Origin of the sequence: Halodurantibacterium flavum (assembly GCF_042681825.1) — a bacterium.
Classification (GTDB): Bacteria; Pseudomonadota; Alphaproteobacteria; order Rhodobacterales; family Rhodobacteraceae; genus Halodurantibacterium; species Halodurantibacterium flavum.
On sequence record NZ_JBHUGH010000009.1, the window covers coordinates 166,930 to 189,746 of the forward strand.

Below are 22,817 nucleotides of genomic sequence, written 5' to 3' on the forward strand. Positions count from 1 at the left end.
GATCAATCGTTATATTTGCTGAAGGCCAGGGTGGCGTTGGTGCCGCCAAAGCCGAAACTGTTGGAAAGCACGGTGTCCAGTTCGACATTCTCGCGCAGCGTGGTCACGATTTCCTCGGGGCGGAGCGCGGGGTCAAGCTCGGTCACGTTGGCCGAGGCCGAGATGAACCCGCCCTGCATCATCAGAAGCGAATAGATCGCCTCATGCACGCCGGTTGCGCCCAGGCTGTGCCCGGTCAGCGATTTGGTGGAGCTTACGGGCGGCGTCGCCCCCTCGCCAAAGACCCGGCGGACCGCCTCGATCTCGGTCACGTCGCCTGCGGGGGTCGAGGTGCCGTGGGCGTTGATGTAATCGACGCGGCGGCCTTCCGGCAGCGTCGCCACCGCGAGCCGCATCGAACGTTCGCCGCCCTCGCCCGAAGGGGCAACCATGTCATGCCCGTCCGAGGTCGCGCCATAGCCCGTGACCTCGGCATAGATCTTGGCGCCGCGCGCGCGGGCATGTTCCAGTTCCTCAAGCACCAGAACGCCTCCGCCGCCGGCGATCACGAACCCGTCCCGGGTGGCGTCATAGGGGCGGCTGGCGGTTTCGGGGCTGTCGTTGTATTTCGAGGACATCGCGCCCATCGCATCGAAAAGGCAGGACAGCGTCCAGTCCAGTTCCTCGCCGCCGCCGGCAAAGACGACGTCCTGCTTGCCCAGCTGGATCTGTTCGACCCCGTTGCCGATGCAATGCGCGCTGGTCGAACAGGCCGAGGTGATCGAATAGTTCACGCCCTTGATCCTGAAGGGGGTGGCCAGGCAGGCCGAGTTCGTGGACGACATGCAGCGCGTGACCATGAAGGGGCCCATCCGTTTCGGCGCGCCCTTTTCGATCACGATCTGATGCGCCTGAAAGAAGTTGGATGTCGAAGGCCCGCCCGACCCCATGATCAGGCCCGTGCGTTCGTTCGAGACGTCCTTTTCCTCCAGCCCGCTGTCGGCGATGGCCTGTTCCATGGCGATGAAGTTATAGGCCGCGCCCGGCCCCATGAAGCGCAGGTTGCGCTTGTCGATGTGATCCTCGAGCGTGATCCGGGGCATCCCGTGGACCTGGCTGCGGAACCCGTGTTCCGCATATTCCGGCGCAAAGACGATGCCGGACCGGCCCGCCCGCAGCGAGGCTTCGACCTCTGCCGCGTTGTTGCCGATGGGAGAGACGATGCCGATGCCGGTGACGACGACGCGACGCATTGGGCAGATCCTTTCGTTTCGTCAGCTCTCGGAGAGAGCGACCTTCATGTCCTTGACCTGATAGATGACCTCGCCATCCGCCTCGACGCGGCCATCGGCCACGCCCATGGTCAGGCGGCGGGTCTGCACGGCCTTGGTGAAATCGACGTAGTAGCGCAGCATCTTGCGGTCGGGGCGGACCATGCCGGTCAGCTTGACCTCACCCACACCCAGGGCATAGCCGCGCCCCTGCCAGCCGCGCCAGCCGAGGTTGAAGCCCGTCAGCTGCCAGAGCCCGTCGAGGCCGAGGCAGCCGGGCATGATCGGGTTGCCGGGAAAATGGCAGGAAAAGAACCACAGATCAGGGTGGATATCGAATTCCGCGACCACATGGCCTTTGCCATGTTCGCCGCCATCGGCCGAGATGTCGGTGATCCGGTCCATCATCAGCATCGGCGGCTCGGGCAGTTGGGCATTGCCCGGCCCGAACAGCTCGCCTCGGGCGCATTTCAGAAGGGCGTCCTTGTCAAAGCTCGTCGGATAATCAGGCATTCAGCCGCGTCCCCCATTCGTTATCTGCAAAATTCCACCTCCTCTATCATCGCGCCGCCGCGCGTGGCAAGGGCGCGGCCCCTGCGCGTTTGCGGCCCTGTGCGGGTCACGACCGCGTCACGACGCCGTCACGTCCCGGTCACCACCCATGGGCGATATCCTGTTTTCATTTGAAAACCGGCCCCCCCGCGCTCTATATGGGGTAAGATGAACAGGAAAGTAGCAGGCATGACTTCGGAAGCACCCTCGCCGGAAGCCACCGAACGGAGCACACGCTGGCTGGCACAGGCCGGACTGCGTCCGACCCGGCAGCGGTTGTCGCTTGCATCGCTGCTGGTAGGCGATGGACATGACCGGCATGTGACGGCCGAGAGCCTTTACGCCGCCGCCGTCGATCGCGGGGAGCAGGTGTCGCTGGCCACGGTCTACAACACGCTGCGCGCCTTCTGTTCCGCCGGGCTGATGCAAGAGGTGACGGTGGACGGGTCGAAAAGCTATTTCGACACGCGGATGGACGATCACCCCCATTTCTACTGGGAAGATTCCGCCGAGCTGACCGATGCCCCGGCGGAAGAGCTGGAGATCGCGCGCCTGCCCAAGGCGCCCCATGGCGCCGAGATCGCGCGGGTCGACGTGGTGATCCGGCTGCGGCGCAGCTAGGCGCGCGGGCGGCCGTTCATCGCTAGTTCAAAACCACTGGCCCGGCTCCATGAAGCCGTGATCCATCAGTTGCTGCGACGACCAGCGGAACGGCTCTGACAGGGGCCAGCGGAAATCCGCGATCTCGGCCGCCGGGCCAGGGTTGTTACGAAGCGACTTGGCGGCGCGGAATGACACCACGGCGGCCGTGACATTGCGGTGCCAGGCGCAGTTGATCGTATTGTATTCCTCGATGCTGAAGGTCTGGTCGGGCCGCATCCTCAGCCCTTTCTGCGCAAGGAACAGCGCCACGCGATCCAGCCGCCTGTTCAGCCAGGGCACATGTTGTTCATACCGCCAGCGCAGCCCGCCATAGATCTCGATCTGGCGGTCCTTTTCGACCCAGCCGTTATCCGGGTCCTTGCGGTTCAGCGCGTAATACCCGCCCCGGTCGAACAGCGCGCCGTCCCGGTCCACGCCGTCGGGATGCGCGGTCAGGTCGCCGGCATAGACATCGACGATGCAGGCGACCATCGCCTCGCGCCGTTCATCGAAGTGAAAGCCGATCAGGTCGCCCACGCTCCGCGTCTCGCAGAAGGGGTAGTGGAAATACTCGCTGTTGTAGCCATAGTAGAACCACACGCCCGGGGCGGCGTCGATCAGCCGGTTGAGCGTCGCGGGAACCGCGCCATCGCCATGGACCGGATGGCGGATGCCGTGGACGCGCGGCGCATGGTCCGTGGGCAGGGCCAGGTCGGGCAGGTCGAAGGGTGCCAGCACCAGCACCTGCGCAAAACCCTTGTCCAGATGATGCAGAACCGTGGGCGCCAGCCCGACCGTGTCTTCCGCGAAAATCACCGCGACCGGCCCCCGCAGGGGCGTCGCTGCCGACAGGAAATCACCGAGACTCGCGTATACCATCATGCCCCCATTGCGGCGCGCGCAGATTTGACCAGCCGGGCGGGGTTTGCAAGCGTTGCGGCGGGTCCGGGTTTTCTGTAGACAGCCGGGCTTAGGATGAAGGACCACGGGATCATGGCCGAGCCGAAGAAACTCTTTATCAAGACATATGGCTGTCAGATGAACGTCTATGACAGCGAGCGTATGGCCGAGGCCATGGGCGCGCAAGGCTATGTCACGACCGAGACGGCCGAAGAGGCCGACATGATCCTGCTGAACACCTGCCACATCCGGGAAAAGGCATCCGAGAAGGTCTATTCGGAGCTTGGCCGGCTCAAACCGCTCAAGACGCTGAACCCCGATCTCAAGATCGGCATCGCAGGCTGCGTCGCGCAGGCCGAGGGTGAAGAGATCATGCGCCGCGCCCCGGTGGTCGATCTGGTCGTGGGGCCGCAAAGCTATCATCGCCTGCCGGCGATGGAGGCGCGGGTGCGGGCAGGGGAACGCGCGCTCGATACCGATTTCCCGGCCGAGGACAAGTTCGAGCATCTGCCGAAGCGCCCCCGGCCGAACCGGGCGCCCACCGCCTTTCTGACGGTGCAGGAGGGCTGCGACAAGTTCTGCGCCTTTTGCGTGGTGCCCTATACCCGGGGGGCCGAGGTTTCGCGTCCCGCAACCCGCATCCTGACCGAGGCGCGCGATCTGGTGGAACGCGGCGTGCGCGAAATCACCCTTCTGGGTCAGAACGTGAATGCCTATCACGGAGAGGCAGCGGATGGCGGGACCTGGGGGCTGGCCCGGCTGATCCGGGAGCTTGCGGAAATCGACGGGCTGGCGCGCATCCGCTTTACCACCTCGCATCCGAACGACATGGATGACGACCTGATCGCCGCCCATGGCGATTGCGGCAAGCTGATGCCCTATCTGCATCTGCCGGTGCAATCGGGGTCTGACCGCATCCTGAAGGCGATGAACCGCAAGCATACGGCGGCGGATTACCTGCGCCTGATCGACCGGCTGCGCGCGGCGCGGCCCGATATTCTCTTGTCCGGGGATTTCATCGTGGGCTTTCCGGGCGAAACCGACCAGGACTTTGAAGATACGCTGTCGTTGGTACGGGCGGTGGGTTACGGGCAGGCCTATTCCTTCAAGTATTCCGCGCGGCCCGGCACGCCCGCGGCGGAAAGGGCGGGCGTTCCCACTGACGTCGCCGACGCGCGCTTGCAGGTGCTGCAGGCGCTCTTGACGCAACAGCAGCGCGAAACGCAGGACGCGATGGTCGGGCGCGAGGTCTCGGTCCTGTTCGAGAAACCCGGCCGTTTGCCGGGGCAGATGGTGGGCAAGTCGGAATATCTGCACGCCGTGCATGTGACGGGCGAGGTCGCGGTGGGCCAGATCGCGCGGGTGCGGATCACCGGGACGGCCCCGAATTCTCTGGCCGGGGCGCTGATCTGATCCGGTGACCGTTGCCTGATCGCAAGGCCTTGCGCGGAATTCGATCAAAATGCCCTGACCCGAGAATGTTTGCTTGCCTTCAACCCCCGCGCACCCCACCTTTGGGACAGGCATCTGCAAAAGGAGTCGTTCTTGGGCATCAGCGCGCTGACACCCCCGCCCCGGCCGGAAGATACTGCGGAAACCCTTCTCGAATTCGCGGATAACCGTCTTCTGATCGACCTCTGCGGCGAATATGACCGCAATATCGCGCTGATCGAGGAACGAACCGGCGTCAATATCCTGAGGCGTGGCAACCGCCTTTCCGTGATGGGCGAACATGGCCCCAGGATGCAGGCCGCCATGGTGCTCGAGGCGCTCTATTCCCGGCTTGAGGAAGGGCGCGGGTTCGAGCAGGGCGATATCGAGGCGATCCTGCGCATGGGCAGCGTCCCGGCGCCCGTCGGTGGTGGCGAACAGCTGGAGATGTTCAACGGCGCCAGGTTCGAGCTGCGCACCCGCAAGAAGGTGATCGAGCCGCGCACCGAGGCGCAGAAAGCCTATGTGCAGCAGCTTTTCACCAATGAAATGGCCTTTGGCATCGGGCCTGCGGGCACGGGCAAAACCTATCTTGCCGTTGCGGTCGGCGTGACGATGTTCCTTGGCGGGCATGTGGACCGGATCATCCTGTCGCGCCCGGCGGTCGAGGCGGGCGAACGTCTCGGCTTTCTGCCCGGCGACATGAAGGAAAAGGTCGACCCCTACATGCAGCCGCTTTACGACGCGCTGAACGACTTCCTGCCGGCCAAGCAGACCCAGAAGCTCTTTGAGGAAAAGCGGATCGAGATCGCGCCGCTGGCCTTCATGCGGGGGCGGACGCTGGCCAATGCCTTTGTCGTGCTGGATGAGGCGCAGAACGCCACGGCGATGCAGATGAAGATGTTCCTGACCCGTCTGGGCGAGGGCAGCCGCATGGTCATCACCGGCGACCGGACCCAGATCGACCTGCCGCGCGGGGTGAATTCCGGCCTTGCCGAGGCCGAGCGCATCCTCAAGGGCGTCAAGGGCATTTCGTTCAACTACTTCACTGCCAAGGATGTGGTGCGGCATCCGCTTGTGGCGCGCATCATCGAAGCGTATGAGCGCGAGGATGACGCATCACCTGGTTGACACGCTGATCGAGGATTCCCGCTGGGAGGAATTCGGCCTTGCGCCGCTTGCCGAAAGGGCGGCGCGGGCGGCGCTGGGGCATCTGGCGCTTGACCCCGCGGGCTATGAGATCAGCCTTCTGGCCTGCGACGACCGGCGGATTGCCGAACTGAACGGCGATTTCCGCGACAAGCCGCTGCCGACCAACGTGCTGTCCTGGCCATCGGAGGAGCGTGGGGCGGCGCCCGGGGCGCATCCCGATCTGCCAGAGGGCGATCCGGACATGCCCGAGGAACTGGGCAATATCGCGATCGCCTGGGAAACCTGCGCCCGCGAGGCCGTGGAACAGGACAAGCCGATGGCCGACCATGTCACGCATCTTCTGGTGCATGGCGTGCTGCATCTCTTCGGATACGATCATATTCTGGACAGCGATGCCGAACTGATGGAACGGCTGGAGGTCGAGATACTTGCAGGGCTGGGGGTTGCCGACCCATATGGGGAGGCGACCGCAGGAATGACGCGGACGGATCAGGTAAACACGGAAAGGAACGATGGGCGAATCGGCTGACGGTTCTAGGGCGGCGCAGGGCGCGCCGGACCAGAACGAGGGCGCGGAACAGGGCCGGGGCTTTTTTGGCCGGCTGCTCGGCGCGCTCAAGGATGAGGATGAGGCCGAAGAGCCTCCGCCTCGGGCGAATGGGGTGGCCTTGCCGGGGATGAACAATCTGGCGGGGATGCGGGTCGAGGATATCTCGGTCCCCAAGGTGGAAATCACCGCCGTCCCCGAGGATGTCACCCGCGAACGGCTGGTCGAGGTGTTCCGCGAGAGCGGATTTTCCCGGCTGCCCGTCTATCGCGATACGCTCGACCATCCGCTGGGGCTTGTGCTCCTCAAGGATTTCGCGCTGCAGCACGGGTTCAACAGCGGCGGGCGGTTCAGCCTGCGGCGCCTGTTGCGGCCAGTGTTGTTCGTGCCGCCCTCGATGCCGCTCGCCGTGCTTTTGCAGAAGATGCAGAGCGAACGGACGCATATGGCGCTGGTGATCGACGAATATGGCGGTGTGGACGGTCTCGTGACCATCGAGGACGTGATCGAACAGGTCATCGGCGAGATCGACGACGAACACGATACCGCCGAGGGCGGCATGTGGTCGCTGGAAAAGCCCGGCGTCTATATCGCGCAATCCCGCGCGCCCCTGGATGAGTTCGAGCAGGAAATCGGCTTTCGCCTTGTCGAGGACGAGGAGGAAGAGGTCGATACGCTGGGCGGGCTGGTCTTTGTCCTCTCGGGCCGGGTGCCCGCGCGCGGCGAGGTCATTCCCCATGAAAGCGGTGCCGAGTTCGAGGTGATCGACGCCGATCCCCGTCGGATCAAGCGGCTGCGGGTGCGGATGCCCGAAGCGGTCGCGGCGCGCTAGGGTGGCGTTGCGGGCGTCCTGGTCCGGCCTCCGGCCGGTGGCGGCGGCTGCCGGGCTGGGTGCCGCGATGGCCCTTGGACAGGCGCCCTGGGGATTGTGGTTCGTGGCGCTGCCGGCGCTGGTCCTGCTGTTCCGCCTGTTGCAGGGGCGCGGAGCCGGTCAGGCCGCGTTCCTGGGCTGGTTCGCCGGCGCGGGCTATTTCGGCGCGGGCATGTTCTGGATCGTCGAGCCGTTTCTGGTGGATGCGCCGCGTCACGGCTGGATGGCGCCCTTTGCGCTTTTGTTCCTGTCATTCGGTCTCGCGCTGTTCTGGGCCGCTGCGGCATGGGGCGGCACGCGGATCGGCGGCAGGTTCGGGGCGCTTGGGCTGGCACTCGCCTTTGCCGCCTCCGATCTCGCGCGGGGCTATGTGCTGACCGGTTTTCCATGGGCGCTGATCGGGCATATCTGGATCGACACGCCCGTGGCGCAGGCCGCGGCGTTGGTCGGGCCGGTCGGGCTGACGCTGGCTGCGGCGCTTCTTGCGGCGCTGGCCATGGCGCGCGCAGGGGGGATGGTCGCGGCGGTCCTGCTGCTGGGGGTGATCTGGGGCGGTGGCGCCTGGCGTCTGGCGCAGCCTGACCCTGCGCCGCAGCCCATGACGGTGCGGATCATCCAGCCCAACGCCGCGCAGCATCTCAAATGGGACCCGGAGATGTCGGCGCTCTTTTTCCGCCGTCAGCTTGACATGAGCAGCGCCGAACCCGCCCCGGACCTGATCGTCTGGCCGGAAACCGCGGTGAACTTCCTGCTGGAGGAACAGGTCGGACTCGACCTGATCGCGGGGGCGGCGCGGGGCGTGCCCGTGGCGCTTGGCATCCAGCGGCTGGAGGGGCGGCGGTTCTACAACAGCCTTGCCGTGATCGACCCGGAGGCACGGGTTCAGGCGCTTTATGACAAGCATCACCTCGTGCCCTTCGGCGAGTATTTCCCGCTTGGGGATCTGGCGGCGCGGTTCGGCCTGCATGGCTTTGCGTCGCAGCAGGGGCAGGGCTATTCCTCGGGGCCGGGGCCAGCGGTGCTCGATCTGGGGCCGTTGGGGCGCGTCCTGCCGCTGATCTGCTATGAGGCGGTCTTTCCCCAGGATCTGAACGGCGCGCCGGAACGGGCCGACTGGATCCTGCAGGCGACCAACGATGCGTGGTTCGGGCAGATGGTCGGACCCTATCAGCATCTGGCGCAGGCCCGGCTGCGCGCGATCGAACAGGGTCTGCCGCTGATCCGGGCGGCGAATACCGGCGTCTCGGCCGTGATCGATGCGCGGGGGCGGGTGCGCGACTCGCTGCTGCTCGATACGCATGGCTACATGGACGCACGGATGCCGGGTGCGTTGGCCCAGCCATTCTATGCGCGCACCGGCGATCTGCCGCTTGCGGTCCTGATCGGCGCGGGGCTTGTCATCCTTCTGCTAACCGGGCGGCGAAAGGCCAGTTGACCCGCTGCACCGCCCGGGATAGGTGGGCGGATCACCCGTCACAACGGCTTCCTGGCGTGGCGTGGTTCACCCGAATGGAGCACCTTCCGATGACCCGCAAGAATTACGTCTTCACCTCCGAATCCGTGTCGGAGGGGCACCCGGACAAGGTCTGCGACCGCATTTCCGACGCGGTTCTGGACGCCTTTCTCACCGAAGAGCCGAATGCCCGCGTGGCCTGCGAGACCTTTGCCACGACCGATTGCGTGGTGATCGGCGGCGAGGTGGGTCTCTCGGACCCGGGCCGCCTGTCCGAGTTCATGGGCCGGGTGGACAGCATCGCCCGCGACTGCGTGCGCGACATCGGATACGAACAGGACAAGTTCCACTGGAACACGCTGCGGTTGCTGAACATGCTGCACCCGCAATCCGCCCATATCTGGCAAGGGGTGGAAAAGGACGGCGCGGGCGATCAGGGGATCATGTTCGGCTATGCGGTCGATGAAACCCCGGACCTGATGCCGGCGCCGATCCAGTATGCCCACGCCATCCTGCGGCGGTTGGCCGAGGCGCGCAAGTCGGGCGCCGAACCCACGCTGCGCCCGGATGCCAAAAGCCAGATCTCGCTGCGCTATGAGGACGGCAAGCCGGTCGAGGTGATGCAGCTTGTCCTGTCGACCCAGCACGCCAATGAGGATCAGACCAGCGACGACATCCGCGCGATCGTCGAGCCCTATATCCGCGAGGTCCTGCCGCAGGGCTGGCTGACCGACCGCACCGAATGGTGGGTGAACCCGACCGGCACCTTCGTCATCGGCGGGCCGGACGGGGATGCGGGGCTTACGGGGCGCAAGATCATCGTAGATACCTATGGCGGTGCGGCGCCGCACGGGGGCGGGGCGTTTTCCGGCAAGGATCCGACCAAGGTGGACCGCTCGGCCGCCTATGCCGCGCGCTATCTCGCCAAGAACGTGGTGGCCTCGGGCATGGCGCAGCGCTGCACGATCCAGCTGTCCTATGCGATCGGGGTGGCGCGGCCGCTCTCGATCTATGCCGATACGCATGGCACGGGCGAGGTGCATGAATCCGAGATCGAGCGCGCCGTGGCCGAGGTGATGGACCTGACGCCCCGGGGCATCCGGGAACATCTGAACCTAAACCGTCCGATCTATCAGCGCACCGCCGCCTATGGTCATTTCGGGCGCAAGCCGGAAAACGACGGCGGTTTCAGCTGGGAACGCACCGATCTGGTCGAGGCGCTGCGGCGCGCGGTCTGACTTGACCCTTTGACCGGCGCCACCCATAAGGCGCCGGATCGAACGGGGCGGGACATGAGCGACGAGAACGAAACCGGCTGGCGCAATTTCTATGGCCGCCGCCATGGCAAGACGCTCAAGGAAACGCAGCGCGACTGGCTGGCGAGCGATCTGGACGCGCTGGCCCCGCGCGGTGTGACGCGGCGGGAAAACCCCGAGCGCAGGCCGATCGGCCCGGCGACGTTCTTTGGCGACGGGCGCGAGCTGTGGCTGGAAATCGGCTTTGGCGGGGGCGAACATCTGGTGCATCAGGCGGCCTCGAACCCGGGCGTCGGGATCATCGGCTGCGAGCCCTTCATCAACGGCGTCGCGATGCTTTTGGGCAAGATCCGGCGCGCGGGGGTGGAAAACCTGCGGGTGCATCCCGGCGACGTGCGCGACCTGTTCGACGTGCTGCCCGACCACTGCCTGAGCCGCGCCTTCCTGCTTTATCCCGATCCCTGGCCCAAGCGCCGCCATCACCGCCGCCGCTTTGTGACGCCCGATCATCTGCAACCGCTGGCGCGTGTGCTGCGGCCCGGCGCGATCTTCCGGGTCGCGACCGACATTCCCGACTATGTGCGCCAGACCCTGCTGGAGGTCCCGAAGGCGGGGTTCGAGCGGCTGGAGGCCGATATCCACGCGCCCTGGCCCGACTGGATTTCGACGCGCTACGAACAAAAGGCCCTGCGGGAAGGACGGCAGCCGCATTACCTGACCTTCCGCCGGACCTGACCGCGCCGTAGCGACTGGCGGGTGACTGGACCCGCGCGGGTGGCTGCGCTATCACCCGGGCGACGTTCAGCGAAAGGTGCCCCATGTCCGGCCACGGCGACCCCATTCCGATGACTGCCCGCAAATCCGGTCCCCTGCGCGGCACGGCCGAGGTGCCGGGGGACAAGTCGATTTCGCATCGGGCGCTGATCCTTGGCGCGCTGTCGGTGGGCGAAACGCGCGTCACCGGCCTTCTGGAGGGTCAGGACGTGCTCGATACCGCCAAGGCGATGCGGACCTTCGGCGCCGAGGTCGTGCGCCGCGGGGTGGGGGAATGGTCCGTGCATGGCGTGGGCGTGGGGGGCTTTGCCGAACCCGGACAGGTGATCGACTGTGGCAATTCCGGCACCGGCGTCCGGCTCATCATGGGCGCCATGGCGACCACGCCGATCACCGCGACCTTCACCGGCGATGCGAGCCTCAACAAACGCCCGATGGGACGGGTGACGGACCCGCTGTCGCTGTTCGGGGCGCGGGCCTTCGGGCGCGCGGGCGGGCGGTTGCCGATGACGGTGGTGGGGGCGGCTGCGCCCGTGCCGGTGCGCTATGCGACGCCGGTGCCCTCGGCCCAGGTCAAATCGGCGGTGCTGCTGGCAGGGCTGAACGCGCCGGGGCAGACCGTGGTGATCGAAAAGGAACCGACCCGCGACCATACCGAACGGATGCTGGCGGGCTTTGGCGCGCAGGTCACGACCGAGGTGACGCCGGCGGGGCGCGTCATCACGCTGACCGGCCAGCCGGAACTGCGCCCGCAAGCGGTGGCCGTTCCGCGCGACCCGAGTTCGGCTGCCTTTCCGGTCTGTGCCGCGCTGATGGTCGAGGGGTCGGAGGTCTTCGTCCCCGGTGTCAGCCAGAACCCGACACGGAACGGGCTTTTCCTTACGCTGGTGGAAATGGGCGCCGATATCGCGTTCGAGAACCCGCGGGAAGAGGGCGGTGAACCGGTGGCGGACCTGCGGGTGCGGTTCGGCCCGCTGCAGGGGATCGAGGTGCCCGAGGATCGCGCCGCCAGCATGATCGATGAATATCCCGTCCTGGCCGCGCTGGCGGCCACGGCCGAGGGCACCACCGTGATGCGCGGGGTCAAGGAACTGCGCGTGAAGGAGAGCGACCGGATCGACGCCATGGCCCGGGGGCTGGAGGCCTGCGGCGTCCGGATCGAAGAGGATGAGGATACGCTGATCGTCCACGGAACGGGCACCGGCGGCGTTCCGGGCGGGGCTGTCGTGCAAAGTCACCTCGACCACCGCATTGCCATGAGCTTCCTGTGCCTCGGCCTTGCCTCGCGCTCGCCGATCGGCGTGGATGACGGCGGCCCCATCGCGACCTCGTTTCCGGTCTTCGAGGGGCTGATGCAGAACCTTGGGGCGGAGATTTCTCGTGACTGAACCATTCACTGTCGCAATCGACGGACCGGCCGCCGCCGGCAAGGGCACGATCAGCCGCGCGGTCGCGGCGCGGTTCGGCTTTGCCCATCTCGATACCGGGCTTCTTTACCGCGCCGTCGGGGCCAAAGGCGGCGACCCGGTTGCCGCAGCGAAAGATCTGCGGCCCGAGGATCTGGCGCGGGACGACCTGCGCAGCGCCGAGGCGGGGATCGCCGCAAGCCGCGTCGCGGCCATTCCGGATGTCCGCGCGGCGCTGACCGATTTCCAGCGCGCCTTTGCCCGCCGGGCAGGGGGTGCGGTTCTGGACGGGCGCGACATCGGCACGGTGATCTGCCCCGAGGCCGAGGTGAAGCTTTATGTGACGGCCAGCGATGAGGTGCGGGCCGAACGCCGCTGGCGCGAGTTGCGCGACAACGGCGACACGATCAGCCTTGTGCAGGTGCTTGACGATCTGCGCGCCCGCGACGCGCGCGATCGGGAACGGGCGACGGCCCCGATGAGGCCGGCGGACGATGCGCTCTTGCTTGATACGACGGAACTGACTATAGACAGCGCAGTCGAAAAGGCGTGCAAAGCCATCGAGAGGCAACTGGGGCAGGGTCGCGGTTAAACCACGGCCCTTTCGTCTTTGCCGGGCCCGCGCGCCCGCGACCGCAACAAAGACCGGCGGAGCCAACCGCATGGCCAGAAAATCGCTTGAAAAGGATCCACTGACGCATGTGCGCTAAAGCAACCATGGAAGAATTCGAAGCCCTTCTGCAGGAGAGCTTCGAGATCGACACGCCGGACGAAGGTTCGGTTGTCAAGGGCAAGGTCATCGCCATCGAGGCGGGCCAGGCCATCATCGATGTCGGCTACAAGATGGAAGGCCGCGTCGATCTGAAAGAATTCGCGAACCCCGGCGAAGCCCCTGAAATCGCTGTCGGCGATGAGGTCGAGGTCTACCTTGACCGCGTCGAAAACGCCCGCGGCGAAGCCTCGATCAGCCGCGAGAAAGCGCGCCGCGAAGAGGCCTGGGATCGTCTGGAAAAAGCCTACGAGAAAGAAGAGCGTGTCGAAGGCGCGATCTTCGGTCGCGTCAAGGGCGGCTTCACGGTCGACCTCGGCGGCGCCGTGGCCTTCCTTCCCGGCAGCCAGGTCGATGTGCGCCCCGTGCGCGATGCCGGCCCGCTGATGGGTATGAAACAGCCGTTCCAGATCCTGAAGATGGATCGTCGCCGCGGCAACATCGTCGTCTCGCGTCGGGCGATTCTGGAAGAATCGCGTGCCGAACAGCGCGCCGAAGTCATCGGCAAGCTGTCCGAGGGCATGGTCGTGGACGGCGTGGTCAAGAACATCACCGAATACGGTGCCTTCGTTGACCTGGGCGGCGTTGACGGCCTGCTGCACGTCACCGACATGGCATGGCGCCGTGTGAACCACCCGTCGGAGATCCTGTCGATCGGCGAGACCCTGAAAGTTCAGGTCATCAAGATCAACAAGGAAACCCACCGCATCAGCCTCGGCATGAAGCAGCTGCAGGAAGATCCGTGGGATGCCGTGGAACGCAGCTATCCGCTCGGTTCGGTCCACAAGGGCCGCGTGACCAACATCACCGACTACGGCGCATTCGTCGAGCTGGAAGCCGGTGTCGAGGGTCTGGTCCACGTCTCCGAGATGTCCTGGACCAAGAAGAACGTGCACCCCGGCAAGATCGTCTCCACCTCGCAGGAAGTGGACGTCATGGTGCTGGAAATCGACAGCGCCAAGCGCCGCGTGTCGCTGGGTCTCAAGCAGACCATGCGCAACCCCTGGGAAGTGTTCGCCGAAACCCACCCCGTGGGCTCGACCATCGAAGGCGAAGTCAAGAACATCACCGAATTCGGTCTGTTCGTCGGCCTCGACAACGATATCGACGGCATGGTCCACCTTTCGGACCTCAGCTGGGATCAGCGCGGCGAGGACGCCATCCAGAACTACCGCAAGGGCGACGTCGTCCAGGCGGCGGTGCTTGAGGTTGACGTCGAGAAAGAGCGTATCTCGCTCTCGATCAAGGCCCTGGGTGAGGACACGTTCAGCGAAGCCATCGACGGCGTGAAGCGCGGCTCGGTCATCACGGTCAACGTGACCGCGATCGAGGATGGCGGCATCGAGGTCGAATACAACGGCATGAAGTCCTTCATCCGTCGTTCGGACCTGAGCCGCGACCGCGCCGAACAGCGCCCCGAGCGGTTCCAGGTCGGCGACAAGGTGGATGCCCGCGTGACCAACGTGGATGCGAAAACCCGTCGTCTGGGTCTCTCGATCAAGGCGCGCGAGATCGCGGAAGAGAAAGAGGCCGTCGAGCAGTATGGCTCGTCCGATTCGGGCGCGTCGCTGGGCGACATCCTCAGTGCGGCGCTCAAGGGCGACCGCAACTGATCAGGGGCGCCCGAGCGCGCCCCGCCACACGGCCCCGCCCAAACCGGGCGGGGCCGTTTTCGTTTGCTCATCCCGAACCTCAGCCATGGTGGGACGCCCATTGGCGATGAATTGCCGGCGGGCCCTTCCGTGCGGCGGTCGCGACCGGCTTGTGGCCTGTTCCCGCTATGCTTTTCATTGTATTAACCTCAGCTAGGCCTATAGTCTGGGGGACAGCGCGGCGCTGCCGCAGACCAGCCGCGCACGGGGGAAACACGCATGATCCGTTCGGAACTCATCCAGAAGATTGCCGAGGAAAACCCGCATCTCTATCAGCGCGACGTCGAACGCATCGTCAATACGATCTTCGAAGAGATCATCCAGGCGATGGCGCGCGGCGACCGGGTGGAACTGCGCGGCTTTGGCGCCTTTTCCGTCAAGCGGCGCGAGGGGCGGATGGGCCGCAACCCGCGCACCGGCGACTCGGTCGAGGTCGAGGAGAAATGCGTCCCCTTCTTCAAGACCGGCAAGCTGTTGCGCGACCGGCTGAACGGCAAGGAAACCACGCCGGAATGAGATATCTGAAATACGCCTTCCTGATCCTGCTTGCGGTCGTGCTGCTGACGGTGGCGCTGGCCAATCGCGGCCCCGTGACGCTGCAGCTTTTGCCCGACGATCTGGCGGGGCTGGCCGGGGGTAACTGGATGGTCGAACTGCCGCTTTTCATCGTGATCCTTGGCGGTGTGCTGGCGGGTCTGCTGATCGGGTTCATCTGGGAATGGCTGCGCGAATACCGCATCCGGTCCGAGGCGGCGCGGGCGCAGCGTCGCCTGTCGCGGCTGGAGGCCGAGATGGCCCAGATCCGCGAAAAAGGGGCGGAACCGGGCGACGATGTGCTCGCCCTGCTTGAGGATGGCGGGCGGGCGCGCTAGACGCTGGGCATGGAGATGCGCGTCAAGATCTGCGGGCTGACAGAGCCGGGCCAGCTGACGGCGGCCGCCGAGGCGGGCGCTGCCTATGCGGGGTTTGTGTTCTTTGCCCGCTCGCCGCGACATCTGGAGATCGGGCAGGCGCGGACGCTTGCTCTCGCTGCGCCGCCGGGTCTGGTCAAGGTCGGCCTGTTCGTCGATGCGGATGATGCGGTGATCGACGCGGTGCTGTCCGAGGTGCCGCTCGACATGCTTCAGCTTCACGGGGCCGAGCCCGAGGAACGGGTCGCGGCGCTGCGTGCCCGTCACGGGCTGCCGGTGATGAAGGCGATCGGTGTGGCGGGACCGGACGACCTGGCGGCGATCGAGCGCTACATGGGCGTCGCCGACCAGATCCTGATCGATGCGAAGGCGCCGAAGGATGCGGCCCTGCCCGGCGGGAACGGGTTGAGCTTTGACTGGCGGCTGATCGCCGGGCGGCGCTGGCCCAGGCCCTGGATGCTGGCCGGTGGGCTGACGCCCGAGAATGTAGCCGAGGCGGCGCGTCTGACGGGCGCGCGGCAGGTGGATGTTTCCTCGGGTGTCGAAAGCGCCCCGGGGGTCAAGGATGCGGCATTGATCGCGCGTTTCCTCCGGGCGGCGCAGGGCGATCCAACGGAGGATTGAGATGGCCGAGGATCTTATCAACAGCTTCATGACCGGCCCGGACGAAAACGGGCGGTTCGGGGATTTCGGTGGACGTTTCGTGTCCGAAACGCTGATGCCCCTGATCCTCCAGCTGGAAGAGGAATACGAGCGCGCCAAGACCGACGAGAGCTTCTGGGCCGAGATGGACGACCTGTGGAAGCATTATGTCGGCCGGCCCAGCCCGCTTTATTTCGCGGAACGGCTGACCGACTATCTGGGCGGCGCCAAGGTCTACCTCAAGCGGGACGAGCTGAACCACACCGGTGCGCACAAGATCAACAACGTGCTGGGGCAGATCCTGCTGGCGCGGCGGATGGGCAAGACCCGGATCATCGCCGAAACCGGGGCAGGGCAGCACGGGGTGGCGACGGCCACCGTCTGCGCGCGGTTCGGGCTGAAATGCGTGGTCTATATGGGCGCGCATGACGTGGAGCGGCAGGCGCCGAACGTCTTCCGGATGAAGCTGCTGGGCGCCGAAGTGATTCCGGTCACCTCGGGGCGCGGGACGCTCAAGGACGCGATGAACGACGCGCTGCGGGACTGGGTGACGAATGTGCGCGACACGTTCTATTGCATCGGCACGGTCGCGGGGCCGCACCCCTATCCGGCCATGGTGCGGGATTTCCAGTCGATCATCGGCAAGGAGGTCCGCGAACAGATTATGGAGCGTGAAGGCCGTCTGCCGGACACGATCATCGCGGCGATCGGCGGCGGTTCGAATGCGATGGGACTGTTCTATCCGTTCCTCGACGACAAGGAGGTCGGGATCATCGGCGTCGAGGCCGGCGGCAAGGGTGTCGACGAAAAGATGCAGCATTGCGCCAGCCTGACCGGCGGTCGCCCGGGCGTGCTGCATGGCAACCGCACCTACCTCCTGCAGGATGGCGACGGCCAGATCCTAGAGGGGTATTCGATCTCGGCGGGGCTCGACTACCCGGGGATTGGACCGGAACATGCCTGGCTGCATGACGTGGGCCGTGCGGAATATGTCTCGATTACTGATGCCGAGGCGCTGGCGGCGTTCCAGCTCTGCTGCCAGCAGGAGGGGATCATCCCCGCGCTGGAGCCGAGCCATGCGCTGGCACATGTGGTCAAGATCGCACCGAACCTGCCGGCCGACCATCTGATCGTGATGAACATGTGCGGGCGGGGCGACAAGGACATCTTTACGGTGGCCAAGGCGCTGAACGTCGATCTGACGGCCTGACCGGGCGGGGCGGGGCCTCTCCCGCCCGTCTTCGCGGCCGCTGGCCGCTCATCCCGTTGGGCCGGGCCGCGCTGACGCGCGGCGGCGGCTACGGCTCGGCGTAGAGCTTCAGTACCTCCAGCGGAACGATGTCGAGCGTGCGCAGATGCGTCGCCTCCAGCCGGACGCGGGGGGCGGCTCCTTCTTCATGGGCCTGAAGAAACCGCGCGGCACAGAGGCACCACCGGTCGCCGGGCCTGAGCCCGGGAAAGCTGTATTCCGGGCGCGGCGTCGAAAGATCGTTGCCGAGATATTTGGACAGCGCCAGGAACTCGGCCGTCATCACCGCGCAGACGGTGTGCCGGCCCATATCCGCGTCGCCCGTGTCGCAGCAGCCGTTGCGGAAAAAGCCGGTCAGCGGCTGGGCGGAGCAGGTCTGGAGCGGATCGCCCAACACGTTGAGGGAAGGGTCCATCATCTGCACATCCTCACCGGAACCGGTCGATCAGGCGTTGAAGGGGCGACCGGTCTGCGGGGTCTTCCGCGGCGGAACTCTCCTGCGGGGCGGGTTTCTCCTGCGGCGCGGGATCCTGTGACTTTGGCGGCCGTGTCCCCGATGCCGCACGCGGCGGCGCGGTCCGGAGCGATACGGCATTCATGAAGCGCGTCGCGTCCCCGTCCGCCAGCGCCGGCGCGCCATCCGAGACGCCACGCAGAAGATCGTCGAGCCATGCTTCCTCGGCCTTGGCGAAATCCGACAGGACATAGGCCGAGACGCGATCCTTGTGCCCGGGATGTCCGATCCCCAACCGCACGCGGCCATATCCTTCGCCCAGATGCTGGTGGATCGACCGCAGGCCGTTATGCCCCGCATGGCCGCCCCCCTGCTTGACCCGCGCCTTGCCGGGCGCAAGATCCAGTTCGTCGTGAAAGACGATCAGATCGGCGGGGGTGAGCTTGTAGAACCGCAGCGCCTCGCCCACCGACTGGCCCGAGAGGTTCATGAACGTTTCCGGCTTGAGCAGGACGACCTTTTCGGAACCCAGCCGCCCCTCTGCCAGCTGCCCCTGAAACCTGGACCGCCACGGGGCAAAGCCATGATCTGCCGCGATCCGGTCCAGTGCCATGAACCCGATATTGTGCCGGTTGCCCGCATATTTCGCGCCGGGATTGCCAAGCCCTGCAAAGAGTTTCATTGCCTGCTTCCTTATGTCCGCCGCGCCGGGCTTGACCTTGCCCCTTGATGCCCCGAACTTCGCCAAAAAGCCAGAAGGAGTGGGCAATGTATCTGACGATGAACCGGTTTCGCGTGAAGGCAGGGCAGGAAGAGACATTCGAGGCCATCTGGAAGAACCGCGACAGCCACCTGCCCGAGGTGCCGGGCTTCGTCTCGTTTCACCTGATGAAGGGGGCGGAGAAGGGCGACCATGTCCTTTACGCCTCGCACACCCTTTGGAACAGCCGCGCCGATTTCGAGAACTGGACGAAGTCCGAGGCTTTCCGGGCCGCCCATCGCGGTGCCGGCAGCCACGCCGATATCTATATGGGCCCGCCCGAGCTTGAGGTGTTCGAGAGCGTTCAGAGCGTCTAGCGCAGGATCGGCTCCAACGGGTCATAGAGCGTCCGGCTGCCCCATGCCGCCTGGGGCAGGCTGTCGGGCTTGTAGCGGATGCCAGCCAGCTCCGCCCGGCTGAAGAAGCGCCGCTCCGTCACCACGCCCTCGGGGTCGCGCCAGCCGGCGTCGATCCGGCCCGAGGTGCCCGAGGTGATTGTGCAGCGGAAATAGATATCGACCTGATGAAAGTCCCGCGCGGGTTCGTGGAACTCGTTCACAAGGCAGGGTGCGCCGACCTCGACGATCAGGCCGGTTTCCTCATGCACCTCGCGGCGCAGGTTGTCGGGCAGTGACTGGTGCCGCTCCACCCCGCCGCCCGGCGCGCACCAAAGATCGCTGATCCCGCCCGGCCAGGCATTGACCAGGAGCAGGCGGTTTTCGTGCAGGATCAGGGCGCGGACGGCAAGACGAGGGGTCATCGGGTATCGGGCTGGCTGGGTCGGGGCGATCATTTCTGCGGCGGGCGGGATTGTCCAGCCACCAAACACGCAACCTCCGGAGGCCCGCCGGATCTCCGTACCACCCATCGCGTTCCTCAACCATGCTTGCCGAACCCACCTCTCAGTCAACTCTCCGCGCCGCCCCTCGTCAAAACCGCGCGCGATCCTATCTGTCGCAAATGCGTTACGTTCTTTTCGCCCTCGCCCTGTTGATCGCCCCTGCCGCGCGGGCGGATTGCATCGTGATGCTGCACGGTCTGGCGCGGACCGAGGCGTCGCTTCTGGTGATGGCAGAGGCGCTGGCGGCGCAAGGATATACTGTGGTGAACGAGGGTTACCCATCGACCCTCATGCCGATCGAGGAGCTTGCCGGCTATGTGCCCGATGCGATCGAGCAATGCGGCGGCGAGACCGTTCATTTCGTGACCCATTCGATGGGCGGGGTCATCCTGCGCTATTGGCTGGAGGATCACCGGCCGCAGAACATGGGGCGCGTCGTGATGCTCGCCCCGCCGAACCACGGGTCGGAACTGGTGGACCGTCTGGGCGGGCTGGAGCCGTTTCAGTGGCTGAACGGCCCGGCGGGGCTGGAACTGGGCACCGAACCGGACAGCCTGCCGAACCAGCTTGGCCCGGCGCGCTTCGAACTGGGGGTGATCGCGGGACACCGCTCGCTCAACCCTGTCTATTCCTCGATGATCGAGGGGCCGGATGACGGGAAGGTCTCGGTCGAGAGCACGAAGGTCGAGGGAATGAACGATCATATCGTCCTGCCGGTCACCCATACCTTCATGATGCTCAACCCGCTGGTGATCGCGCAGGTGCTCGAATTCCTCGAGCAGGGGCGGTTCGATCATGACCTGACGCTGACCGAGGCGGTGGCGCTGCTATTTACCGCCCCCGAGGAGACATCGGCGGCGCATTGAGCGGTTGGGGCAGGCGGCGGTTCACATGCCCCATCTTGCGACCCGGCCGCGCCTCGGCCTTGCCATAGAGATGGATCGCCGTATCGGCCCGGCCCGCCAGTTCCGGGACACGCGCGACGTCCTCGCCGATCAGGTTCAGCATCTCTATATCGGAATGACGGCTGCCATCGCCCAGGGGCCAGCCCGCGACGGCGCGGATATGCTGTTCAAACTGGTCGATGACGCAGCCGTTCTGCGTCCAGTGGCCCGAATTGTGGACGCGCGGCGCGATCTCGTTCACCACGAGCCCGGCCGGGGTCACGAAGAGTTCCACCCCCATCACACCCACATAGTCGAGTGCGTTGAGGATTCGCCCCGCCAGGATGACGGCATCGGTCTGCTGCGCCATCGACAGCCGGGCCGGAACGGTGGTCGTATGCAGGATACCGTCTCGGTGCACGTTTTCCCCGGGGTCGTAGCAGGCCACCCGCCCGTCGAGACCCCGCGCGGCGATGACCGAAACTTCATGGCTGAAGGTCACGAACCCTTCGAGGATCGCGGGCGCACCGGCCATCGCAGCCAACGCGGCCCCGGCCTGATCTGCGGCGGTGATCCGCGCCTGCCCCTTGCCGTCATAGCCGAGCCGCCGTGTCTTGAGGATTGCGGGCATCCCGATATCGGCCAGCGCCGCGTCCAGATCGGCGGCCCGATCCACGGGCGCGAAGGGCGCTGTCGCAAGGCCAAGGTCGCGCAGGAACGCCTTTTCGCTCAGCCGGTCCTGACTGATGGCGAGCGCGCGGCGGTTCGGGCGGATGGGCACGATCGATTCCAGCAGGTCGAGCGCGGCGGTCGGCACATTCTCGAACTCATAGGTGATGACATCGACGCCCTTGGCAAACTGCGCAAGCGCCTCATGGTCCTCATAGGGGGCGGTGAAGGTGCGGTGCGCGACATCGGCCGCGGGCGGGTTTGCCGCCGGCTCATAGACATGGCAGCGGAACCCGAGGCGGGAAGCCGCAACCGACAGCATCCGTCCCAACTGTCCGCCGCCCAGAATCCCGATGGTCGCGCCCGGGCCGAGCGTGGCGCCACGCTCAGTCATTCCGCGGCTCCTCGGGGATCGACGCAGAGAGGGCCGCGCGCCAGTCGTCGAGCCGTGCGGCAAGCCCGCTGTCCTGCAGGGAAAGGATGCCCGCCGCCATCAGCCCGGCATTTGCCGCCCCTGCCGCACCGATCGCCATGGTCGCAACCGGATAGCCGCGCGGCATCTGAACGATGGAATAGAGGCTGTCCACACCCGACAGGGCCTTGGTCTGCACCGGCACCCCGATCACCGGCAGCCGCGTCTTGGACGCCATCATCCCCGGCAGATGCGCAGCCCCGCCAGCGCCCGCGATGATGACCTGCAGGCCGCGCCCCACGGCATCCCGCCCATAGGCCCAGAGCCGGTCGGGCGTGCGATGAGCCGAAACGATCCGGGCCTCCCATGCGACGCCGAGTTCGTCCAGAATGTCGGCCGCTTCCTTCATGGTGGGCCAGTCGGACTGGCTGCCCATGATGATGCCCACTTTCACCTCTGTCATCCTGCCTCCGCCGGCCCGCCTTCAGAAAGCGCGCACTATAGTCGGAACGATGCGCTAGGCAATGATGTCGGGGGTCAGAAGATCCTCGATCCGGGCGATCCGGTCACGCAGCTGCAGCTTTTTCTTCTTGAGCCGGCGCAGTTGCAGGGCATCGGGGGCGGGGGTGGTTTCCAGCGCCTGAATGGCCGCGTCAAGGTCGCGATGTTCGCTTCGAAAGACCTCAAGCTCGATCCGCAGCACGTCTTCGCTTTTGAGTTCCATGGGCGCGTTCATGTCTGGCCTTCGCTGGAGTCGCAGTCACCGGATCACCTATATACTGAAATGCGGCATTTCGGGAAAGATAATGCCGATGCGCCGCCCCTTGCGGAGGGTTTTTCGGGCGCCCATATTGACCTCAGGTCGCCGCTTCCGGGGCCATTATTGCAACGTCGCTTATCCAAGGGCTTGCCACATGACGAAACTGACCTTTGCCGCCCACCCGTTTCTTTTGGGCTTCGACCAGCTTGAACGGCTGGTGGAACGCACCGCAAAGACCGGAAACGAAGGCTATCCCCCCTTCAACATCGAGCAATGCGGCGAAAACGCTTATCGCATCACGCTCGCGCTGGCGGGGTTCCGCGAAGAGGATCTTTCGATCACGCTGGAAGATCGGCAACTGGTCGTGCGCGGCCGTCAGGCCGAGGAGAGCGGTGACCGGATCTTCCTGCATCGAGGCATAGCGGCCCGGCAGTTCCAGCGCGCTTTTGTGCTGGCCGACGGGGTAGAGGTGCGCGGCGCGATCATGGAAAACGGCCTCTTGCACATTGATCTTGCACGCAGCGAACCCGACAGCGTTGTGCAGACCATTCGTATTTCCAGAGCCTGAAAGGAGCGTGTG

The 22,817-nt window shown here is 65.7% G+C and carries 27 protein-coding genes and 1 riboswitch; of the genes, 18 read left to right on the forward strand and 9 right to left on the reverse strand.

Annotated elements, in window-relative coordinates:
* Positions 1 to 2: 2 nt before the first annotated feature.
* Positions 3 to 1,232 (reverse strand): beta-ketoacyl-ACP synthase I, encoded by a 1,230-nt coding sequence (gene fabB, locus ACFSGJ_RS11445; RefSeq protein WP_390261635.1) that lies wholly within the window; start codon positions 1,230 to 1,232, stop codon positions 3 to 5.
* A gap of 21 nt (positions 1,233 to 1,253) precedes the next feature.
* Positions 1,254 to 1,763 carry a bifunctional 3-hydroxydecanoyl-ACP dehydratase/trans-2-decenoyl-ACP isomerase gene (gene fabA / locus ACFSGJ_RS11450; RefSeq protein ID WP_390261637.1) on the reverse strand — a complete coding sequence of 170 codons (510 nt, stop codon included), beginning with the start codon at positions 1,761 to 1,763 and terminating at the stop codon, positions 1,254 to 1,256.
* 228 nt (positions 1,764 to 1,991) lie between these two features.
* On the opposite strand from fabA, the gene irrA reads away from it, so the two are divergent.
* A complete protein-coding gene (gene irrA / locus ACFSGJ_RS11455; protein ID WP_390261639.1) occupies positions 1,992 to 2,423 on the forward strand; it encodes an iron response transcriptional regulator IrrA in 432 nt (143 codons plus the stop codon).
* 27 nt (positions 2,424 to 2,450) lie between these two features.
* On the opposite strand, the gene ACFSGJ_RS11460 is transcribed toward irrA, so the two are convergent.
* A complete protein-coding gene (locus ACFSGJ_RS11460; protein WP_390261640.1) occupies positions 2,451 to 3,323 on the reverse strand; it encodes a hypothetical protein in 873 nt (290 codons plus the stop codon).
* Between the two features lie 114 nt (positions 3,324 to 3,437).
* Between ACFSGJ_RS11460 and miaB the strand changes: the two genes are divergently transcribed.
* From miaB to trpB, 14 genes are all read left to right on the forward strand, one after another.
* Positions 3,438 to 4,757: a tRNA (N6-isopentenyl adenosine(37)-C2)-methylthiotransferase MiaB gene (gene miaB, locus ACFSGJ_RS11465; protein WP_390261642.1), complete on the forward strand. Its 1,320-nt coding sequence runs from the start codon at positions 3,438 to 3,440 to the stop codon at positions 4,755 to 4,757.
* Positions 4,758 to 4,889: 132 nt separating this feature from the next.
* Entirely contained in the window at positions 4,890 to 5,906 is a 1,017-nt protein-coding gene (locus tag ACFSGJ_RS11470) for a PhoH family protein (RefSeq protein WP_390261644.1), read from the forward strand.
* Positions 5,887 to 6,456 carry an rRNA maturation RNase YbeY gene (gene ybeY, locus ACFSGJ_RS11475; protein WP_390261646.1) on the forward strand — a complete coding sequence of 190 codons (570 nt, stop codon included), beginning with the start codon at positions 5,887 to 5,889 and terminating at the stop codon, positions 6,454 to 6,456. Before ACFSGJ_RS11470 ends, ybeY begins: the two co-directional genes overlap by 20 nt.
* The gene (locus ACFSGJ_RS11480) at positions 6,440 to 7,306 is read left to right on the forward strand and encodes a transporter associated domain-containing protein (protein WP_390261647.1); all 867 of its coding nucleotides are present in this window, start codon (positions 6,440 to 6,442) and stop codon (positions 7,304 to 7,306) included. The genes ybeY and ACFSGJ_RS11480 overlap by 17 nt, the downstream gene beginning before the upstream one ends.
* Positions 7,307 to 7,373: 67 nt before the next feature.
* On the forward strand, positions 7,374 to 8,780 hold the full coding sequence (lnt, locus tag ACFSGJ_RS11485; protein ID WP_390261650.1) for an apolipoprotein N-acyltransferase: 1,407 nt from the start codon (positions 7,374 to 7,376) through the stop codon (positions 8,778 to 8,780).
* Between the two features lie 32 nt (positions 8,781 to 8,812).
* Positions 8,813 to 8,862, forward strand: a riboswitch (SAM-SAH riboswitch).
* A 7-nt stretch (positions 8,863 to 8,869) separates the two neighbouring features.
* On the forward strand, positions 8,870 to 10,036 hold the full coding sequence (gene metK / locus ACFSGJ_RS11490) for a methionine adenosyltransferase (RefSeq protein ID WP_390261653.1): 1,167 nt from the start codon (positions 8,870 to 8,872) through the stop codon (positions 10,034 to 10,036).
* A 54-nt stretch (positions 10,037 to 10,090) separates the two neighbouring features.
* Complete coding sequence (gene trmB / locus ACFSGJ_RS11495) at positions 10,091 to 10,789, forward strand: tRNA (guanine(46)-N(7))-methyltransferase TrmB (protein WP_390261655.1); 699 nt, start codon at positions 10,091 to 10,093, stop codon at positions 10,787 to 10,789.
* Positions 10,790 to 10,872: 83 nt separating this feature from the next.
* Positions 10,873 to 12,216 (forward strand): 3-phosphoshikimate 1-carboxyvinyltransferase, encoded by a 1,344-nt coding sequence (gene aroA / locus ACFSGJ_RS11500; protein WP_390261658.1) that lies wholly within the window; start codon positions 10,873 to 10,875, stop codon positions 12,214 to 12,216.
* A complete protein-coding gene (locus ACFSGJ_RS11505) occupies positions 12,209 to 12,826 on the forward strand; it encodes a (d)CMP kinase (RefSeq protein WP_390261661.1) in 618 nt (205 codons plus the stop codon). The genes aroA and ACFSGJ_RS11505 overlap by 8 nt, the downstream gene beginning before the upstream one ends.
* Positions 12,827 to 12,933: 107 nt before the next feature.
* Positions 12,934 to 14,616 (forward strand): 30S ribosomal protein S1, encoded by a 1,683-nt coding sequence (gene rpsA, locus ACFSGJ_RS11510; protein ID WP_390261664.1) that lies wholly within the window; start codon positions 12,934 to 12,936, stop codon positions 14,614 to 14,616.
* Positions 14,617 to 14,874: 258 nt separating this feature from the next.
* Positions 14,875 to 15,171 carry an integration host factor subunit beta gene (ihfB, locus tag ACFSGJ_RS11515; RefSeq protein WP_390261667.1) on the forward strand — a complete coding sequence of 99 codons (297 nt, stop codon included), beginning with the start codon at positions 14,875 to 14,877 and terminating at the stop codon, positions 15,169 to 15,171.
* Positions 15,168 to 15,527, forward strand: coding sequence for a LapA family protein (locus tag ACFSGJ_RS11520; protein ID WP_390261670.1), 360 nt, complete (start codon positions 15,168 to 15,170; stop codon positions 15,525 to 15,527). Before ihfB ends, ACFSGJ_RS11520 begins: the two co-directional genes overlap by 4 nt.
* 9 nt (positions 15,528 to 15,536) lie before the next feature.
* Complete coding sequence (locus ACFSGJ_RS11525) at positions 15,537 to 16,190, forward strand: phosphoribosylanthranilate isomerase (RefSeq protein WP_390261673.1); 654 nt, start codon at positions 15,537 to 15,539, stop codon at positions 16,188 to 16,190.
* Position 16,191: 1 nt separating this feature from the next.
* A complete protein-coding gene (gene trpB, locus ACFSGJ_RS11530; protein WP_390261676.1) occupies positions 16,192 to 17,418 on the forward strand; it encodes a tryptophan synthase subunit beta in 1,227 nt (408 codons plus the stop codon).
* 88 nt (positions 17,419 to 17,506) lie between these two features.
* Here trpB and ACFSGJ_RS11535 read toward each other — a convergent pair whose 3' ends face one another.
* Together ACFSGJ_RS11535 and pth are read right to left on the reverse strand one after the other, a co-directional pair.
* Complete coding sequence (locus ACFSGJ_RS11535; RefSeq protein ID WP_390261678.1) at positions 17,507 to 17,875, reverse strand: DUF2237 family protein; 369 nt, start codon at positions 17,873 to 17,875, stop codon at positions 17,507 to 17,509.
* A 10-nt stretch (positions 17,876 to 17,885) separates the two neighbouring features.
* Positions 17,886 to 18,593 carry an aminoacyl-tRNA hydrolase gene (pth, locus tag ACFSGJ_RS11540; protein ID WP_390261681.1) on the reverse strand — a complete coding sequence of 236 codons (708 nt, stop codon included), beginning with the start codon at positions 18,591 to 18,593 and terminating at the stop codon, positions 17,886 to 17,888.
* Positions 18,594 to 18,679: 86 nt separating this feature from the next.
* On the opposite strand from pth, the gene hmuQ reads away from it, so the two are divergent.
* Positions 18,680 to 18,988 carry an antibiotic biosynthesis monooxygenase family protein gene (gene hmuQ, locus ACFSGJ_RS11545; protein WP_390261684.1) on the forward strand — a complete coding sequence of 103 codons (309 nt, stop codon included), beginning with the start codon at positions 18,680 to 18,682 and terminating at the stop codon, positions 18,986 to 18,988.
* Here the strand turns inward: hmuQ and ACFSGJ_RS11550 are convergent.
* Positions 18,985 to 19,431 carry an NUDIX domain-containing protein gene (locus ACFSGJ_RS11550; RefSeq protein WP_390261687.1) on the reverse strand — a complete coding sequence of 149 codons (447 nt, stop codon included), beginning with the start codon at positions 19,429 to 19,431 and terminating at the stop codon, positions 18,985 to 18,987. The genes hmuQ and ACFSGJ_RS11550 overlap by 4 nt on opposite strands.
* 200 nt (positions 19,432 to 19,631) lie before the next feature.
* On the opposite strand from ACFSGJ_RS11550, the gene ACFSGJ_RS11555 reads away from it, so the two are divergent.
* Entirely contained in the window at positions 19,632 to 20,378 is a 747-nt protein-coding gene (locus tag ACFSGJ_RS11555) for an esterase/lipase family protein (RefSeq protein ID WP_390261690.1), read from the forward strand.
* On the opposite strand, the gene ACFSGJ_RS11560 is transcribed toward ACFSGJ_RS11555, so the two are convergent.
* Genes ACFSGJ_RS11560 through ACFSGJ_RS11570 form a run of 3 tightly spaced genes read right to left on the reverse strand, consistent with a single transcriptional unit; the run spans position 20,344 to position 22,213 of the window.
* Positions 20,344 to 21,459 carry a 5-(carboxyamino)imidazole ribonucleotide synthase gene (locus ACFSGJ_RS11560; protein WP_390261692.1) on the reverse strand — a complete coding sequence of 372 codons (1,116 nt, stop codon included), beginning with the start codon at positions 21,457 to 21,459 and terminating at the stop codon, positions 20,344 to 20,346. The genes ACFSGJ_RS11555 and ACFSGJ_RS11560 overlap by 35 nt on opposite strands.
* Positions 21,452 to 21,940 (reverse strand): 5-(carboxyamino)imidazole ribonucleotide mutase, encoded by a 489-nt coding sequence (gene purE / locus ACFSGJ_RS11565; RefSeq protein WP_390261695.1) that lies wholly within the window; start codon positions 21,938 to 21,940, stop codon positions 21,452 to 21,454. Before purE ends, ACFSGJ_RS11560 begins: the two co-directional genes overlap by 8 nt.
* 54 nt (positions 21,941 to 21,994) lie before the next feature.
* Positions 21,995 to 22,213 (reverse strand): YdcH family protein, encoded by a 219-nt coding sequence (locus tag ACFSGJ_RS11570; protein ID WP_390261698.1) that lies wholly within the window; start codon positions 22,211 to 22,213, stop codon positions 21,995 to 21,997.
* A 178-nt stretch (positions 22,214 to 22,391) separates the two neighbouring features.
* Here ACFSGJ_RS11570 and ACFSGJ_RS11575 point away from each other — a divergent pair, with 178 nt between their 5' ends.
* Entirely contained in the window at positions 22,392 to 22,805 is a 414-nt protein-coding gene (locus ACFSGJ_RS11575) for an Hsp20 family protein (RefSeq protein WP_390261701.1), read from the forward strand.
* Positions 22,806 to 22,817: the final 12 nt, after the last annotated feature.